Source organism: Streptomyces sp. cg40, assembly GCF_050320165.1.
In the GTDB taxonomy this organism is placed as follows: Bacteria; Actinomycetota; Actinomycetes; order Streptomycetales; family Streptomycetaceae; genus Streptomyces; species Streptomyces hokutonensis.
Map to the genome: position 1 here is coordinate 9,704,363 of NZ_CP190128.1, position 15,318 is coordinate 9,719,680.

General features: G+C 70.3%; 13 protein-coding genes. 8 read left to right on the forward strand and 5 right to left on the reverse strand.

Going from position 1 to position 15,318, the window contains the following annotated elements:
* Nucleotides 1-172 precede the first annotated feature (172 nt).
* Both ACQHII_RS43830 and ACQHII_RS43835 read left to right on the forward strand, forming a co-directional pair.
* Nucleotides 173-3,271, forward strand: coding sequence for a glycoside hydrolase family 2 TIM barrel-domain containing protein (locus ACQHII_RS43830; protein ID WP_427924498.1), 3,099 nt, complete (start codon nt 173-175; stop codon nt 3,269-3,271).
* 171 nt (nt 3,272-3,442) lie between these two features.
* Complete coding sequence (locus tag ACQHII_RS43835) at nt 3,443-5,686, forward strand: glycoside hydrolase family 9 protein (RefSeq protein ID WP_427924499.1); 2,244 nt, start codon at nt 3,443-3,445, stop codon at nt 5,684-5,686.
* Here the strand turns inward: ACQHII_RS43835 and ACQHII_RS43840 are convergent.
* Nucleotides 5,677-7,149, reverse strand: a complete 1,473-nt coding sequence (locus ACQHII_RS43840) for a cytochrome b (RefSeq protein WP_427924500.1) — start codon at nt 7,147-7,149, stop codon at nt 5,677-5,679. The two genes, ACQHII_RS43835 and ACQHII_RS43840, sit on opposite strands and share 10 nt — an antisense overlap.
* Nucleotides 7,146-8,069, reverse strand: a complete 924-nt coding sequence (gene sigJ, locus ACQHII_RS43845; RefSeq protein ID WP_427924501.1) for an RNA polymerase sigma factor SigJ — start codon at nt 8,067-8,069, stop codon at nt 7,146-7,148. Before sigJ ends, ACQHII_RS43840 begins: the two co-directional genes overlap by 4 nt.
* Nucleotides 8,070-8,236: 167 nt before the next feature.
* Here sigJ and ACQHII_RS43850 point away from each other — a divergent pair, with 167 nt between their 5' ends.
* The 4 genes from ACQHII_RS43850 to ACQHII_RS43865 all read left to right on the forward strand — a co-directional run bounded on the left by ACQHII_RS43850 (nt 8,237) and on the right by ACQHII_RS43865 (nt 9,687).
* Entirely contained in the window at nt 8,237-8,374 is a 138-nt protein-coding gene (locus ACQHII_RS43850) for a hypothetical protein (RefSeq protein WP_427924502.1), read from the forward strand.
* Nucleotides 8,371-8,973, forward strand: coding sequence for a hemerythrin domain-containing protein (locus ACQHII_RS43855; protein WP_427924503.1), 603 nt, complete (start codon nt 8,371-8,373; stop codon nt 8,971-8,973). Before ACQHII_RS43850 ends, ACQHII_RS43855 begins: the two co-directional genes overlap by 4 nt.
* A gap of 90 nt (nt 8,974-9,063) precedes the next feature.
* Nucleotides 9,064-9,309 (forward strand): hypothetical protein, encoded by a 246-nt coding sequence (locus ACQHII_RS43860; RefSeq protein WP_019068554.1) that lies wholly within the window; start codon nt 9,064-9,066, stop codon nt 9,307-9,309.
* 3 nt (nt 9,310-9,312) lie between these two features.
* On the forward strand, nt 9,313-9,687 hold the full coding sequence (locus tag ACQHII_RS43865; RefSeq protein ID WP_427924504.1) for a toxin Doc: 375 nt from the start codon (nt 9,313-9,315) through the stop codon (nt 9,685-9,687).
* A gap of 3 nt (nt 9,688-9,690) precedes the next feature.
* On the opposite strand, the gene ACQHII_RS43870 is transcribed toward ACQHII_RS43865, so the two are convergent.
* Nucleotides 9,691-10,563, reverse strand: a complete 873-nt coding sequence (locus ACQHII_RS43870; protein WP_427924505.1) for a helix-turn-helix transcriptional regulator — start codon at nt 10,561-10,563, stop codon at nt 9,691-9,693.
* Nucleotides 10,564-10,698: 135 nt separating this feature from the next.
* Between ACQHII_RS43870 and ACQHII_RS43875 the strand changes: the two genes are divergently transcribed.
* On the forward strand, nt 10,699-11,580 hold the full coding sequence (locus ACQHII_RS43875; protein WP_427924506.1) for an oxidoreductase: 882 nt from the start codon (nt 10,699-10,701) through the stop codon (nt 11,578-11,580).
* 388 nt (nt 11,581-11,968) lie between these two features.
* The gene (locus tag ACQHII_RS43880; protein ID WP_427924507.1) at nt 11,969-13,597 is read left to right on the forward strand and encodes an RICIN domain-containing protein; all 1,629 of its coding nucleotides are present in this window, start codon (nt 11,969-11,971) and stop codon (nt 13,595-13,597) included.
* Here the strand turns inward: ACQHII_RS43880 and ACQHII_RS43885 are convergent.
* Nucleotides 13,590-14,573 (reverse strand): 2-hydroxyacid dehydrogenase, encoded by a 984-nt coding sequence (locus ACQHII_RS43885; RefSeq protein WP_427924508.1) that lies wholly within the window; start codon nt 14,571-14,573, stop codon nt 13,590-13,592. The two genes, ACQHII_RS43880 and ACQHII_RS43885, sit on opposite strands and share 8 nt — an antisense overlap.
* A gap of 32 nt (nt 14,574-14,605) precedes the next feature.
* Nucleotides 14,606-15,301 carry an alpha/beta fold hydrolase gene (locus ACQHII_RS43890; RefSeq protein WP_427924509.1) on the reverse strand — a complete coding sequence of 232 codons (696 nt, stop codon included), beginning with the start codon at nt 15,299-15,301 and terminating at the stop codon, nt 14,606-14,608.
* Nucleotides 15,302-15,318 lie beyond the last annotated feature (17 nt).

A 15,318-nucleotide genomic window follows, 5' to 3' on the forward strand; every position in this document is an offset into this window, starting at 1 on the left:
AGAACCCCCGGGCCCGGGGAACCGGGCGGTCAAGGGGGAAATCCGGTCGAAGTGCCGCCCGGGACGGTTGGCCGCCCCCGCACCCTTGACGTCCCGGCGTGGCACCCCGTCAGAATCTGTTCGGTCACGATCAGTTGTGAGTACTTCTGGGCCCTGATGAGGGAGAGCCGCCATGACGGTCACTCGCAGATCGGTTTTGATCGCCTCTACGGCCGCGCCGACGGCCGCATCACTCCTGGCCGCCCCGGCCGCACGCGCCACCGGCGCCACGGCGGGCGCGTCCGGCCGGCGCACCGTCGCGCTGCGGGACGGCTGGCGCTTCGCGCTGGTCGATCCGGGCGGGATCACCGACCCGACCGGCGCCTACACGGACGCCGCCGCACCGGACTACGACGACTCCGCCTGGCGCGAGGTCGCGGTCCCCCACGACTGGAGCATCGAGCAGACCCCCACCACCGAGAACGGCACCACCAGCGGCACCGGCTTCTTCCCCGGCGGCCTCGGCTGGTACCGGATCGCCTTCACCCTGCCGCCGGCCCTCACGGGCAGGCGGATCTCGGTGGAGTTCGACGGCATCTACATGGACTCGTACGTCTATTGCAACGGCACGCAGGTCGGCCGACACCCGTACGGATACACGGGGTTCGCCCTCGACCTCACCGATCTGCTGCACACCGACGGCAGCACGGAGAACGTCGTCGCCGTGAAGGTGCAGAACCAACTGCCCAGCAGCCGCTGGTACTCGGGCAGCGGCATCTACCGCGAGGCCCGGCTGGTGATCACCGAGCCGGTGCACGTCGAACGCTGGGGCACGTACGTCACGACACCGGACATCACCGCCGAGCGGGCCGTCGTCCGCGTGCGGACGTCCGTGCTGAACGAGTCGGGGGCCGCGAGCGAGGTCGAGATCGGATCGCGGATCGTCGACCCCGGCGGCCGGACCGTGGCCCGCGCCACCTCGACGGTCGGTGTCGCCGACCGCACCACCGAGACCCATGAACTCACCGTCCCCAAGCCGAAGGTGTGGGACATCGAGACCCCCGACCACCGCTACACCCTGGAGACCGAACTACGTGTGGGCGGCCGGACGGTCGACACGTACCGCACGGCCTTCGGCATCCGCAGCTACCGCTTCGACCCCGACGAGGGCTTCTCCCTCAACGGAACTCCCGCCAAGATCAAGGGAGTCGACCTCCACCACGACCAGGGCGCCCTCGGTTCCGCGATCAGCCTCGACGCCGTGCGCAGGCAGTTGAGCATCATGAAGTCGATGGGCGTCAACGCCTTCCGCACCTCCCACAACCCACCCTCGCCGCAAATCATCCAGGCCTGCGAGGAGTTGGGCATCGTGATGATGGTCGAGGCCTTCGACTGCTGGCACACCGGCAAGACGACCTACGACTACCACCGCTTCTTCGACACCTGGTGCGAGTCGGACGCCACCGAGATGGTCCGCGCCGCCCGCAACTCGCCCGCCGTGGTGCTCTGGTCCATCGGCAACGAGATCCCCGACTCGACCTCCACCGCCGGGCTGGCCATGGCCGACCGCATCATCGGCGCGATCAAGTCGGCGGACGACACCCGCCCGGTGGTCATCGGCTCGAACAAGTACCACGGCGTTCCCGCCAAGGGCTCCGCCGCCGACCTCATGCTCGCCAAGCTCGACGGACTGGGCCTCAACTACAACACCGCCAAGTCCGTCGACGCCCTGCACGCCGCCTATCCGCACCTGTTCCTCTTCGAGTCGGAGTCCTCCTCCGAGACCTCGACCCGGTCCACCTACCAGGAGCCCGAACACCTCAACACCGGCGAGAACCACACACCCGGCAGACGCGCGACCTCCTCCTACGACAACAACCTCTCCTCCTGGACGATGAGCGGCGAGTACGGCCACAAGAAGGACCGCGACCGGAAGTGGTTCGCGGGCCAGTTCCTGTGGTCCGGCATCGACTACATCGGGGAGCCCACGCCGTACGACGTGTTCCCGGTCAAGGCGTCCTTCTTCGGCGCGGTCGACACGGCGGGCTTCCCGAAGGACATGTACCACCTCTTCCGCAGCCAGTGGGTCGATGAACCCATGGTGCATCTGGTGCCGATGACCTGGAACCACGAGCCGGGCGACACGGTCGAGGTCTGGGCCTACGCCAACGTCGACACCGTCGAACTGTTCCTCAACGGAGAGTCCCTGGGGACCCGGACGTTCGACACCAAGAAGACCACCGACGGCCGCACCTACCTGGAGACCACCGAGGCCACGGGCGACGACAAGACCTTCACCACCGGCCCCTACCCGGGCAGTTACACCAGCCCCAACGGCAGCGCGGGCAAACTCCACCTCGGCTGGAAAGTGCCCTACGAGCCGGGCGAGTTGAAGGCGGTGGCCAGCAGCGGCGGCAGGACGGTGGCGACGGACGTGCTGCGCACCGCGGGTGCCGCGCATGCCGTGCGCCTCACGGCCGACCGCAGGTCCCTTGCCGCCGACGGCCGTTCACTGGTCTTCGTGACCGCGGAGATCGTCGACGCCCACGGTGTCGTGCTGCCGGACGCCGAAGATCTCATCGCCTTTGCGGTGAAGGGCGGTTCCCTGGCCGGGCTGGACAACGGGCGGGAGGAGAGTGCCGAGCGCTACCAGGCGAGCACTCGAACCGCCTTTCACGGCAAGGCACTTGCGATCGTGCGGTCCGGGACACGGGCGGGTGCGCTGAAGGTGACGGCGCGGGTGCAGGGGCTGCGGAGCGGTACGGTCGCTGTCCGTACGACACCGGCCCGGGACGTGGCCGCGACACCGGCACCGGGCTTCGCGGCCGACTACCCGGCACCACCGAACTACCCTTCGGCGGACGCCAGTTACTCGGGCCGACCCGACACCCTCCCGGCCGCCGTGCTCGACGGCGACCCGGCCACCGGCTGGTCCAACGCCTTCGCCAAGTCGGCCACGGCCCTGCTGCCCGCCTTCGGCGGCGCCCGCGAGATGGACTGGGTGTCGGTGGACTGGGGGAGGACGCGGTCCTTCGACCGGGTGGAGGTGTCGTTCACCGTGGACGCGACGCACAGTCTGCCCGCGGCGGTCGCGGTCGCGGTGTGGGACGGCGGTGGGTGGGTTCCGGTCGAGGGGGCAGTCGTCGACTGGGCCGCCACCTCGGACAGCCCGACTGTCGTCACCTTCGGCGCCGTGCGCGGCTCCCGGCTGCGGCTCACCTTGACGAGTAGCCGTCCTGGGGCGGCCCAAGGGGCGGTGCGGATCAGCAAGTTGGAGGCTCCCGCCGGGTAGCGGGCAGGTGATCGGTCACGGTCCGGACGGGAATCTGGCCTGTCCGGACCGTTGACGAGATGTCATGTCTCGAACAGCATGACCAGGGTCCCGTACCCCTGGGAGCGCTCCCATCACGTGTCGTGCGACGCGTCGCCGGAGTGCGCTCCGCCTCCCCGAGGGAGCCCAGACGTGAAACGACGCAGAACGACCCTGCTCGCCGCCACGGCCCTCCTCGCGGCGGCCCTCACCGCCCTGCCGGCAAGTCCGGCCGGAGCCGACGAGATCGAACAGGTCAGCAACGGCACCTTCGACACCACCACCGCACCCTGGTGGACGACGGCCAACGTCGCCGCAGGCCTGTCCGACGGACAGCTCTGCGCGGACGTGCCCGGTGGCACGACCAACCGCTGGGACGCCGCCGTCGGCCAGAACGACATCACGCTCGTGAAGGGCGAGTCGTACAAGTTCGCGTTCACGGCGTCGGGTTCGCCGGCGGGGCACGTGGTGCGGGCGATCGTGGGGCTGTCGGTGGCGCCGTACGACACCTACTACGAGATCAGTCCCGAGTTGAGCGAGACGGGCAACTCACTTGCCTACACGTTCACTTCGCCCGTCGACACCACGCAGGGGCAGGTCGCCTTCCAGGTCGGCGGGAGTGCGGAGGGCTGGCACTTCTGCATGGACGACGTGTCTCTGCTGGGCGGTGTACCGCCGGAGGTGTACGAGCCGGACACCGGGCCGCGCGTGCGGGTGAACCAGGTCGCGTATCTGCCGGACGGGCCGAAGAACGCGACGCTGGTGACCGCGTCGACGGCCGTGCTGCCCTGGGAGTTGAGGAACTCGGCGGGTGCGGTGGTCGCGCACGGGCGGACCGTGCCGCGCGGCACCGACGTGGCGTCCGGGCAGAACGTGCAGTCCATCGACTTCGGTGCGTACCGGGGGCGCGGTGAGGGCTTCACGCTGGTGGCGGACGGGGAGACGAGCCGGCCCTTCGACATCGGGACGGCCGCCTATGAGCGGCTGCGGCTCGACTCGCTGAAGTACTACTACACACAGCGCAGCGGCATCGCGATCCGCGACGACCTGCGCCCCGGGTACGCCCGTCCGGCCGGTCACCTGAACGTCGCCCCCAACCAGGGCGACGCGAACGTGCCCTGCCAACCCGGTTTGTGCGACTACACACTTGACGTCACCGGCGGCTGGTACGACGCGGGCGACCACGGCAAGTACGTCGTCAACGGCGGTATCTCCACCTGGGAGTTGCTCAGCACCTACGAACGCTCGCTGCTGGCCCGCACCGGACAGCCGGGCAAGCTGCGCGACGGAACGCTCGCCATCCCGGAGAGCGGCAACAAGGTCCCTGACGTGCTCGACGAGGCGCGCTGGGAGCTGGAGTTCCTGCTGAAGATGCAGGTGCCGGACGGACAGCCGCTGGCGGGCATGGCCCACGACAAGGTCCACGACGAGCAGTGGACGGGACTCCCGCTGCTCCCGAGCCAGGACCCGCAGAAGCGAGAGCTGCACCCGCCGACCACGCAGGCGACACTCAACCTGGCGGCGACGGCGGCCCAGGCGGCCCGCCTGTACCGGCCCTACGACCGGGAGTTCGCGGCGAAGGCGCTCAAGGCGGCGCGGAAGGCCTGGGCGGCGGCGCTCGCACACCCCACGGTCTACCCGGACCCGAACGACGGCACGGGCGGCGGCGCCTACCCCGACGACAACGCCACCGACGAGTTCTACTGGGCGGCGGCGGAGCTGTATCTCACCACGGGGGAGAGGCAGTTCGCCGACCACGTCGTCAACTCCCCTCTCAACACGGCAGACATCTTCGGCAGCCTCGGCTTCGACTGGGCACGGACGGCAGCCCTCGGCCGCCTCGACCTCGCCACCGTCCCCAGCCGCCTGCCCGGCCGCGACAAGCTCCGCCGCTCGGTGATCGAGGCCGCGGACACCTACCTCGCCACGCTGCGGACGCAGGCCTACGGCATGCCGTACGCACCGCCCGGCAACCTCTACGACTGGGGCTCCAACAGCCAGATCCTCAACAACGCGCACGTCATCGCGACCGCGTACGACCTCACCGGCGCCACGAAGTACCGTGACGGCGCGCTCCAGAGCATGGACTACATCCTCGGCCGCAACGCCCTCAACATGTCCTACGTCACAGGCTACGGCGAGGCCAACTCCCACAACGAGCACAGCCGTTGGTACGCCCACGAACTCGACCCGAACCTCCCGAACCCACCGAACGGAACCCTGGCGGGCGGCCCCAACTCCTCCATCCAGGACCCCTACGCACAGAGCAAACTCACCGGCTGCGTCGGCCAGTTCTGCTACATCGACGACATCCAGTCCTGGTCGACGAACGAGACGGCGGTGAACTGGAACGCGGCGCTGGCGTGGATGGCCTCGTTCGTGGCGGATCAGGGCTGACGTTCCCGCTCGACCAGTTCCCTCGGGCGTTTGTGCGCGGTGAGTGTGTGGAGTTCCGCTTGGCTCAGTGGCTGGTGGACCTCCACGTACTCGCCGTGCGGCAGCCGTTTGATCACGCCCGTCTCGCGGCCGTGCATCACCAGTTCCGCGTCCCGGAGTTGTAGGCCCAGGCAGATGCGGCGGGTGACGGCGAACGCGAGGACCGGGACGGCGAACACCGCGACCCGGACCGTCCACGTCACCGTGTTGATCGACAGGTGGAGGCGGGTGGCCACGATGTCGTTTCCGCCGCCCGCCAGGAGGATCAGGTAGAGACTGATCCAGGCGACGCCGAGGCCCGTGCGGTTGGGGCGGTTGCGGGGGCGGTCCAGGAGATGGTGCTCGTGCTTGTCGCCCGCCCGCCAGGACTCCAGGAACGGGTACGCGCCGATGAGGACGAGGAGCAGCGGGAAGACCACGATCGGGATCAGTACGCCCAGGACCAACGTGTGGCCCCACAAGGTGACTTCCCAGCCCGGCATCACACGGACCAGGCCCTCCGCGAAGCCCAGGTACCAGTCGGGCTGGGCGCCCGTGGAGACCTGGTCGGCGCGGTAGGGGCCGTAGGACCAGACGGGGTTGATGGACGCCACCGCCGCGAGGACGGTGAGCGCGCCGAAGACCAGGAAGAAGAAGCCGCCCGCCTTCGCCAGGTAGACCGGCATGAACGGGGTGCCCACCACGTTGCGTTCGGTGCGGCCGGGGCCCGCGAACTGGGTGTGCTTGTGGTGGACGACCAGGATGAGGTGGACGACCACGAGGGCCGCCATGACGCCGGGGATCAGCAGCACGTGCAGTGAGTAGAAGCGGGACACGATGTCGTGGCCGGGGTACTCGCCGCCGAACAGGAACATCGACAGGTACGTGCCGACCACCGGGACCGAGAGCAGCGCGCCGTCGACGAAGCGCATACCCGTGCCCGACAGGAGGTCGTCCGGGAGCGAGTAGCCGAAGAGGCCCTCGAACAGGCCGAGGAACAACAGGGTCCAGCCGAACAGCCAGTTGAGCTCGCGCGGCTTGCGGAACGAGCCCGTGAAGAAGTGCCGCATCATGTGCGTGAGCATCGCGGCGATGAACACCAGCGCCGCCCAGTGGTGCAGTTGCCGGACGAGCAGCCCGCCGCGCACGTCGAAGCTGATGTGCAGCGTGGAGGCGTAGGCGTCGGACATCCGGATGCCGTTCAAAGGGACGTAACTCCCGTGGTACGTCACCTCGTTCATGGAGGGATGGAAGAAGAGGGTCAAATACACGCCGGTGAGGATCAGTACCACGAAGCTGTAGAGGCAGATCTCGCCGAGCAGGAACGACCAGTGGTCCGGGAACACCTTGCGCAGATACCGCTTGCCGAGGGTGTGGATGCCGAGCCGGCCGTCGAACCAGTCGGCGACGCGCTCGCCCCGCGAGGAGTCCGAACGGGTGGTCACTGGTCCTCCTCGTCGTCCTTGTGCACATGCGTGAGCTTCTCGGGGTTGGTCACGATGTAGACCCCGGACACCTGGTCGCCCTCGGGCGTGAGGTCCATGACCATCACCGCGTACGGCGCGTCACCCTCGAAGACGACCGCCGCGTCGTCGCCGTTGACGCGCCGGTAGCGCAGGTCCAGGTTCTCGGGGGCGTGCCGGGCGGCGAACTGTCCGATGAGGCGGACCGCCTTGTCCCGGCCGTGCACCGGGCGCAGCCCCGCCGGCTTCCGGTTGCCCCCGCTGTCCGTCCAGACCGTGACGTCCGGCGCGAGGATCTCCATCAGCGAGGCGATGTCCCCGCCGATCGCGGCCCGCACGAACCGTTCCGTCGCCTCCCGCCGCACCCGGGGATGCGCCTCGTACAGCGGCCGCCGCGCGTGCACATGGGCCCGCGCCCGGTGCGCGAGCTGCCGTACGGCGGCCGGGGTGCGCTCGATGATGTCCGCGATCTCGGTGTGGGCGTACCCGAACACCTCGTTGAGGACGAACACCGCCCGCTCCAGCGGGCTCAGCGACTCCAGGACGACCAGCATGGCCAGCGAGACGGACTCGGCGCGCAGCGCCGGGTCGACGGGGTCGTCGGCCGGGCCGAGCAGGGGTTCCGGCAGCCACGGACCGACGTACGTCTCGCGGCGGCGGCTGATCGCGGCGCGGCGCCGCAGCGCGTGGTTGACGGCGATCCGGACGAGATAGGCGCGCCGGTTGGTGATGGTGTCGAGCGGGGAACGGCGGGCGCGCGCCGTCCAGGACAGCCAGGTCTCCTGGAGGACGTCGTCGGTGTCGGCGACGCTGCCCAGCATGTTGTAGACGAGGCTGAACAACAGCTCCCGATGGTCCATGAAGTCATCGGTCGCCTCTTCGTCGACAGCGGTCTCGGACATACCTGCGCCTCCCCGGTGCGTGCTCACTACTGCGAGGGGTGCCGGGGGCCGGAATGTGACAGCGGAGGGCGTGAATGTGACGTACGTCTCTGCGTAGGCGCGCCGTGTCACACCCGCCGACCGCCCCGGCCTCTTGACCGCGAGTCCAACGAAAGGAGACCGACATCGTGTTCGAGAAGTGGCACGGCAACCCCCGACTCGGAGAAGACCTCGACGCGTCCCTGGACGAGATCCTCCGGGGCGCCAACGCCTGCACGCCGACGCCGGCCGAGTCCGGACCCGACCTGGAGGAAGCCGCACGATGACCATCGACTTCACGCCCATGTACGCCTCGCACGACGCCTTCCGGCGCGACCTCGAGCGGCTCGCCGGGGCGGTCGCGGACGGCAGGGCGCACACCGGCCCGGTCCTCGCCGGGTGGGAGAACTTCAAGCACCAACTCCACGTCCACCACACGGCCGAGGACGGCGACCTGTGGCCGCGGGTCCGGACGCGGGTCGCAGGACGCACGCGGGACCTCGGGATGCTGGACGAGATGGAGGCCGAACACGCCCGTATCGACCCGCTGTTGGCCGCCGTGGACATCGCGCTCGCCGACCGGGCCTTCGAACTCCCCGATCTCGTACGGGCGTTGCGGGCCACCCTCGACGATCACCTCAAGCACGAGGAGGACAGCGCGCTGCCCTTGATGGGGGAGGTGCTGACCGACGCGGACTGGGCCGCCTTCACCGGGCGGCTGCGGGAGACACAGGGGCTGCGCGGGGCCGCGGTGTTCGTGCCGTGGCTCGTCGACGGGGTGTCGGCGGTGGACCGGGCACGGTTCCTCGGCGCGTTCCCGCCGCCGGTGCGGGTGCTGAACCGGGTCTTCTGGGAGGGGAGCTATCGGCGCAGGGGACTGTGGTAGCCGCGCTGGGAGGTGCTGGCCGGTACCGCCTGGTGTACCTTCTGACCTGGCGGTATTTACGGGTAAGTACCCGAGCGGTACCGTGAGGTCATGCCAGCTCTCAACGTGGAGTTCAGCGATCGCGAGCTAGAGGACCTGCGGCAGATCGCCAAGGAGCGCGGTACGTCGATGAAGGCCCTCGTCCGGGAGGCCGCCGCCGCCGACATCGCCCGGCACCGGGCGCTGCAGGAGGGCGCGGAGGCCTTCCGCCGTTTCTTCGCGACGCACGCCGACGAGTTCGCCGCGGCCTTTCCGGAGGACGAACCGGCGGCCAAGGGCGAGGGGCGGGTCGCCTGACGCATGCCCGCCCTCCACATCGACGTGCCGTGGCTCCTCCAGCGCCATGAGGAAGTGCTCCCGGATCAGCCCACCATCAACGACTTCTCGGCGTTGGTGGCGGCCGTCGCCCGGCACCGCGTCGACCCGCCCCGCCTCGGTGTCGACTCCGACCCGGCCTGGCGGGCCACCGCCCTGCTGCACACCCTCGCCCTGCTCAAGCCCCTGCCGTCCGCCAACGCCCGCTTCGCCTGCGCCACGGCGGTCGCCTACATGTTCGTCAGCGGCGTCGGCATCGATCCGCCGTACGGCGCGCTCGTCGATCTGACCCGCGACCTGATCTCCGGGAAGACGGACGTGTACGGCGCGGCGGAACGGCTGCGGTCCTGGCAGATCTGAGCGTCACCGGTCCTCGTGCGCCGGTGACGTCTCCCCGGACACGCCGTCGCCGGACGCGGCGAGGCTGCCCAGCAGACCCAGCAGTTCCGCGCTGCGGCTGCCCGGCTCGGCGTGGAAGACGACCACGCTCAACGCGTCCGTGCCCGGGATCTCGAACTTGTTCGACCGCAGCTCGAAGTCTCCGACCAGCGGATGGCTGAGGAGACTGATCCGCCCGACCATCGGCCGTACCTCGTGCCGGCTCCACAGCAGCCGGAACCGCTCACTGCGCACGGACAGTTCGCCGACCAGCTCCACCAGCCGTGGATCGTCGACGTCCGGACCGATGTGACCGCGCAGCGTCGCCACGCCCTCGGCGGTCAACTCCGCCCAGTCGCGCCGCAGTTCGTGCTCGGCCGGGTCGAGGAACACCGCCCGCAACAGGTTCACGCCCGGCACGTAGTTCGGGGACAGCGCCCGGCACAGCGTGTTGGCCGCGAGACAGTCCGTGAACCGGTTCTGGACGTAGGCCGGATGCGCCGACCAGGTGTCCAGCAGCTCGCGGACGCCCGCCGGCACCGCCTCCGGCTTTCTGGCCCGCCTGCGCGACGCGGCCGGCCGCTCCGGCTGCGCCAGGCTCAGCAGATGGGCGCTCGCGGCGGCGTCCAGGCGCAGCACCCGGGCCAGTGCCTCCAGCACCTGGGCCGACGGGTTGCGGTCCCGGCCCTGCTCAAGGCGGAGGTAGTAGTCGGAGCTGATACCGGCCAGCAGGGCGACCTCCTCCCGGCGCAGCCCCGGCACCCGGCGCAGCCCGCCGCCGCTCAGACCCACGTCCTCGGGCCGGACCCGCTCCCGGCGGGCCCGCAGAAACTCACCGAGCGCGTTCTTGGCGTCCACACCCACCACCGTAGATCCGAATCCCCGCAGGTGGGTGTCCCCGTCACTACCAGGAACATCCGGGTACTGCCTGCCCGGCCCCGACGAGCGCAGAGTCGGTCACAAGACGCCCCACCTACCGAAAGGCGCGCCACCATGGCCGACACCGTCTCCGGCGGCACCCTCACCCCGGCCGAGGGCCTCACCCTCACCCGCATGGGATACGGCGCCATGCAACTGGCCGGCCCCCACGTCTTCGGCCCGCCGAAGGACCGCACCGAAGCGGTGGCCGTCCTCCGCGAGGCCGTCGAGCGGGGGATCACCCACATCGACACCAGCGACTTCTACGGCCCGGTCGTCGTCAACGAGATCATCAGGGAGGCCCTCCACCCCTACCCCGACGGCCTGCACATCGTGACCAAGGTCGGCGCCCGGCGCGGCCCCGACGGCAGCTGGATCATGTCCCGCCACCCCGAGGACCTCAAGGCGCAGGTCCACGACAACCTCCGCAACCTCGGGCTCGACGCGCTGGACGTGGTCAATCTCCGGCTCGGTACGCAGGACACCGCCGACGACGAGTCGATCGGTGAGAAGTTCGGCGCGCTGGCCGAGTTGCGGAAGGCGGGGCTGATCCGGCACCTCGGGCTCAGCACGGTCTCCGCCGCCCAACTGGCCGAGGCGCAGGCCATCGCGCCGGTCGTCACCGTGCAGAACCTCTACAACCTGGCCAACCGGCAGGACGACGCGCTCGTCGAGCGGTGTGCCGCGGAGAACATCGCGTTCGCCGCGTACTTCCCGCTCGGCGGGTTCACCCCGCTCCAGTCGAAGACCCTCGCCGAGGTCGCCGCCCGGCTGGACGCCTCGCCCCAACAGGTCGCCCTGGCCTGGCTGTTGCAGCGCTCGGCCACCACTGTGCTGATCCCGGGCACCTCGTCCCGCGCCCATCTGCGCGAGAACATCGCCGCCGCGGACCTGGTGCTGCCCGCCGACGCGATCGCCGAACTCGACACGATCGGCGACGAGACCCAGGCCCGGTGAAGGGAGGGCGGGGGTGGGCCGCCCCCGCCCTCGGGGCCGCCGACCGAGGGCGGGAGGAGCAGGGTCGGCGGCCGTTTGGCGCGGGAGAGCCACCGTCCAGCGCGTGGCCTCCGAGAAGGGCCGATTCCAGTGGACCGCGCGGCGGAGTGCGCCGGGAGCGTGCGCGACGCACCGGAGTGTGCGCATGGTTCACACGGGGCGCATGGAAAGCCGAAAGCCGGTGCCGGGGAACCGAGTTGCCGACACATCTGACTTTCTTTCAAAGGTATGGATGTTGCCCAAGTGCCTTGTTGGGGTCAGTGGGTTGTGCAAGGGTGAAACGCCCGCGCGAGGGTAATGCCCGGGGCTCATTCACCTGTTGATGAACCGAATCCGAGGAATCCACTCCGTGTCCATCCCTCCCCCTCCTCGTCCTCCTTACCCTCCGCCGGACGGCGGGGCTCCCGAGGAATCCGACGAGACGCTGGCCGCCCGGCTGCGGGGCCGCCCGGAGGGTGAGGCAGCGCATTCCGTCGCGCTGCTGATGGCGCGGCACTGGCAGCCGGTCCAGGATTACGCGGAAGTCTGCCTCGCCGCCACGGGCAGTGTCCCCGCCATGGCCACCGCGGCCGCTTTCCACCAGGTGTTCGACCGGCTGACGTTCGGCGAACACGGCGTGGCACTGCGCCCCCGGCTGCTGCTGACCGTGCGCGACACGATCCGGGAGTGGGCGGCGGATGAGCGAATATCCGGTGTTCTCCCGGACCTGGAGAAACCCTCCGGGGGCCGCGCGATGCGTTCTGCCAAGTCCATGACACCCGAAAATCGCAAGCTCGCCGAGCGGTCTTTCCAGACCCTTCAGCCGTTCGCCCAGTGCCTGCTGTGGCACACCGAGGTCGAGGCCGAGCCGATAACGGTGCCGGCGGCACTGCTCGGCATGGTTACCGACACCGCGTCGGCCGCTCTCCAGCAGGCGCACGAAAAATTCCGCGAGGGCTGTGTACGCGCCCACCGGGAACTCGCGCCGACCAAGGATTGCCGCTTCTACAACCGTCTCCTCGACGTCCCCATTCGACGCGGCGGCACCCTGCTGCCCGATGTCCAGCAGCATCTCGCCCAGTGCCGCTACTGCCGATTCGCCGCCGAACAACTGAGTTATTTCGAGGGCGGGCTGGGAGGCCTCCTCGCGGAGGCGGTCCTCGGCTGGGGAGCCCGCTCCTACCTCGCCTCGCGCCCCGGCCGCGCCCGCCCCGACACCCGGACGCGGACCGCCGCCCGGCACGGCGGACACAGCGGCGGCACGGGACGGCACCGGCTGCTCTCCCGGCTCCCCGCCCCCGGCCGCCGCATCGTGGACGCCGCCACGTCGGCCGGGTCCGGTCGGTCGTCCCGCTCGTTCTTCGTCGGTGCCGGACTGATCGGAGCCGGAGTGGTCGCGAGCGTCGTCGCCGTCAGCCTGTGGCCGGACCACGGCGGCACCGCCGACCCGGTCGCCTCCACCAGCGGGAGCGGACACGTGTCAGCGTCGGCGCCCGGAACCGCCCGGCTCCCCGTCGTACCCCGGCAGACGAGGCTGCGGAACGCCGCCGCCGACCTGTGCCTGGACATCCGGGGCGCCGTGAAGGCCGGCGCCGACACCGTGCTCGCGACCTGCTCATCCGCCGAGACCCAGGAGTGGTCGTACGGTACCGACGGGCTGTTGCGCAGCGCGGCGGACTCCGGGCTGTGCCTGGACTCGCACGTCGACGCCGGTGTCGTCGTCCTCGGCACCTGCGCGGACGCGAAGGCCAAGCGCGGCAACGATGTCCGCTACGACCTCACCGTGCAGGGCGAGTTGCTGCCCCGCTGGGACTCCGGGCTCGCGCTCACCTCGACCACCAGGGACCCCGGCGCCGACATCGTCCTCAAGATCCGCGACGGTTCCGCCTCGCAGCGGTGGCTGACCGACTCGGTGTCGGCCAGCCCCGGGTCGTTGTCGATCGCCGGCACGGGAGCCCCGTCACCGCGCCCCGCGCACAACGCGGACCGGCTCAGCTGACGACATCACCCGGCCGCTGACCCGTCAGGAAACCGGCCGCGTTCTGCACGGCGGCCAGCGCGATCCGGACGACGGTCTCCCGGGTCACACCGCCGACGTGCGGCGAGAGCACCACGTTCGGCGCCTTCAGCAACCGCAGTGCCGGGGTGGGCGGTTCGGGATCGAAGACGTCGAGTCCAGCACCGGCCAGCGCGCCCGCTTCGAGGGCGTCCGCCAGGGCGTCCTGGTCGATCAGGGCGCCCCGCGCGGTGTTGACGACGAACGCGGTCGGCTTGAGCAGCGCGAGCCGCTCGGCGTTCAGGAGGTTCCGGGTCTCGTCGGTGAGCGGTGTGTGCAGGGTGACGTAGTCGGAGAGGCGCAGCAACTCGTCGAGCGGGACATGGCGGGCGCCGCCGAGCCGCGCCGTCGTCTCCTCGGGGACGGGGCGCCGGCCGGCGTAGACGACGGTCATGTCGAACGCGGCCGCCCGGCGGGCGACCTGCTGTCCGATGGCGCCCAGTCCCACGATGCCGAGGGTCTTGCCGGACAGCTCGGTCAGCGAGCTCTGCAACCGGGGCAGCGCCCAGTCGCCGTCGGCGAGCGCGGTGTGCGCGGGGACGATCCGCTTGGCGAGCGCCAGCATCAGGGCGAAGGTCTGCTCGGCCACGTTCTGTTCCTCGGCGCCGCTGGAGCCGATGTTGCAGACGAGCACGCCCTGGGCCCGCGCGGCGTCCAGGTCGACGTAGTCGAAGCCGTGGCTCGCGCACTGCACCAGCTCCAACTCCGGTGCGGCGGCGAGGTGTTCGGCGGTCACGGGGGAGAGCGCGGTGATCACGACGTGCGCCGCGCGCAGGGCCGTGGGGTCCTCGTCGACCGCCTCCACGACGGTGACGTGAACGTCGTCTGGCAGCAGGGTCGCCAGCCCGGCTCCCGCCGTGCGGCCGCCGATGTGGGGTGGGACGACGGCCAGTACGTTCTTCGTGGTCGTGGAGGGCATGCGGAATCCTCGTCGCGGTGGGGGTGTGTGCTTCAGGAGCGGGCGGTCAACTCGTCCAGGATGCGGGCCAGTTCGCGGGGCCGGGAGAACATCGGCCAGTGGCCCGTCTCCATGCGGACCAGCTCCCAGCGACCGCTCGCGACCAGGTCGTCCGCCGGGGCCGGCAACTCGTCGCCGTCGAGCAGGCACTTGACGTAGGTGGCCGGGAGGTCGGCCAACGGGCGGGCGAGGACGGCCGGTTCGGTGAGCGTGGCACCCGGGTGCGGGGTCCCGTCGGTGACGATACGGGCGATCTGCTCGTCCGTGAGGTCCTGGCCCGTGTAGTCGGCCGGGTCCAGGGGTGGCCAGTCGCCCCCAGTCTCGTCGAGCGACTTCCTGATGTGGTCGCTCGGGAAGCTGTCCAGGAACGACTTCCCGTCCACCGGCACGTTCGCGTCGACGAACACCACCCGGGACAGCCGGTCGCCGATCCGCTCCGCCGCCTGCCCGACGGGGACACCGGAGTAACTGTGCCCGACCAGCACCACGTCCCGGAGACCGAGGCGCTCGACCTCGTCGACGATGTCCTGGACATGGGTCTGCTGCCCGGCCGGAACGCCCTGCTTCTCCGCCAGCCCGGACAGGGTCAGCGCATGCACTTCGTGCCCCGCCTCACGCAGTTCGGGCACCACCTCGTCCCACGCCCACGCACCGAGCCACGCGCCTGCCACCACAACGAATCGAGTCATGGTCCAAACGTAACCGC

What these genes read in the sequence shown, in the direction of transcription:
- ACQHII_RS43830 (WP_427924498.1), top strand. Translation starts at nt 173, where the DNA reads ATGACGGTCACTCGCAGATCGGTTTTGATCGCCTCTACGGCCGCGCCG.
- ACQHII_RS43855 (WP_427924503.1), top strand. Translation starts at nt 8,371, where the DNA reads ATGACCATCGACTTCACGCCCATGTACGCCTCGCACGACGCCTTCCGG.
- ACQHII_RS43885 (WP_427924508.1), bottom strand. Translation starts at nt 14,573, where the DNA reads ATGCCCTCCACGACCACGAAGAACGTACTGGCCGTCGTCCCACCCCAC.
- ACQHII_RS43890 (WP_427924509.1), bottom strand. Translation starts at nt 15,301, where the DNA reads ATGACTCGATTCGTTGTGGTGGCAGGCGCGTGGCTCGGTGCGTGGGCG.
- ACQHII_RS43860 (WP_019068554.1), top strand. Translation starts at nt 9,064, where the DNA reads ATGCCAGCTCTCAACGTGGAGTTCAGCGATCGCGAGCTAGAGGACCTG.
- ACQHII_RS43865 (WP_427924504.1), top strand. Translation starts at nt 9,313, where the DNA reads ATGCCCGCCCTCCACATCGACGTGCCGTGGCTCCTCCAGCGCCATGAG.
- ACQHII_RS43875 (WP_427924506.1), top strand. Translation starts at nt 10,699, where the DNA reads ATGGCCGACACCGTCTCCGGCGGCACCCTCACCCCGGCCGAGGGCCTC.
- sigJ (WP_427924501.1), bottom strand. Translation starts at nt 8,069, where the DNA reads ATGTCCGAGACCGCTGTCGACGAAGAGGCGACCGATGACTTCATGGAC.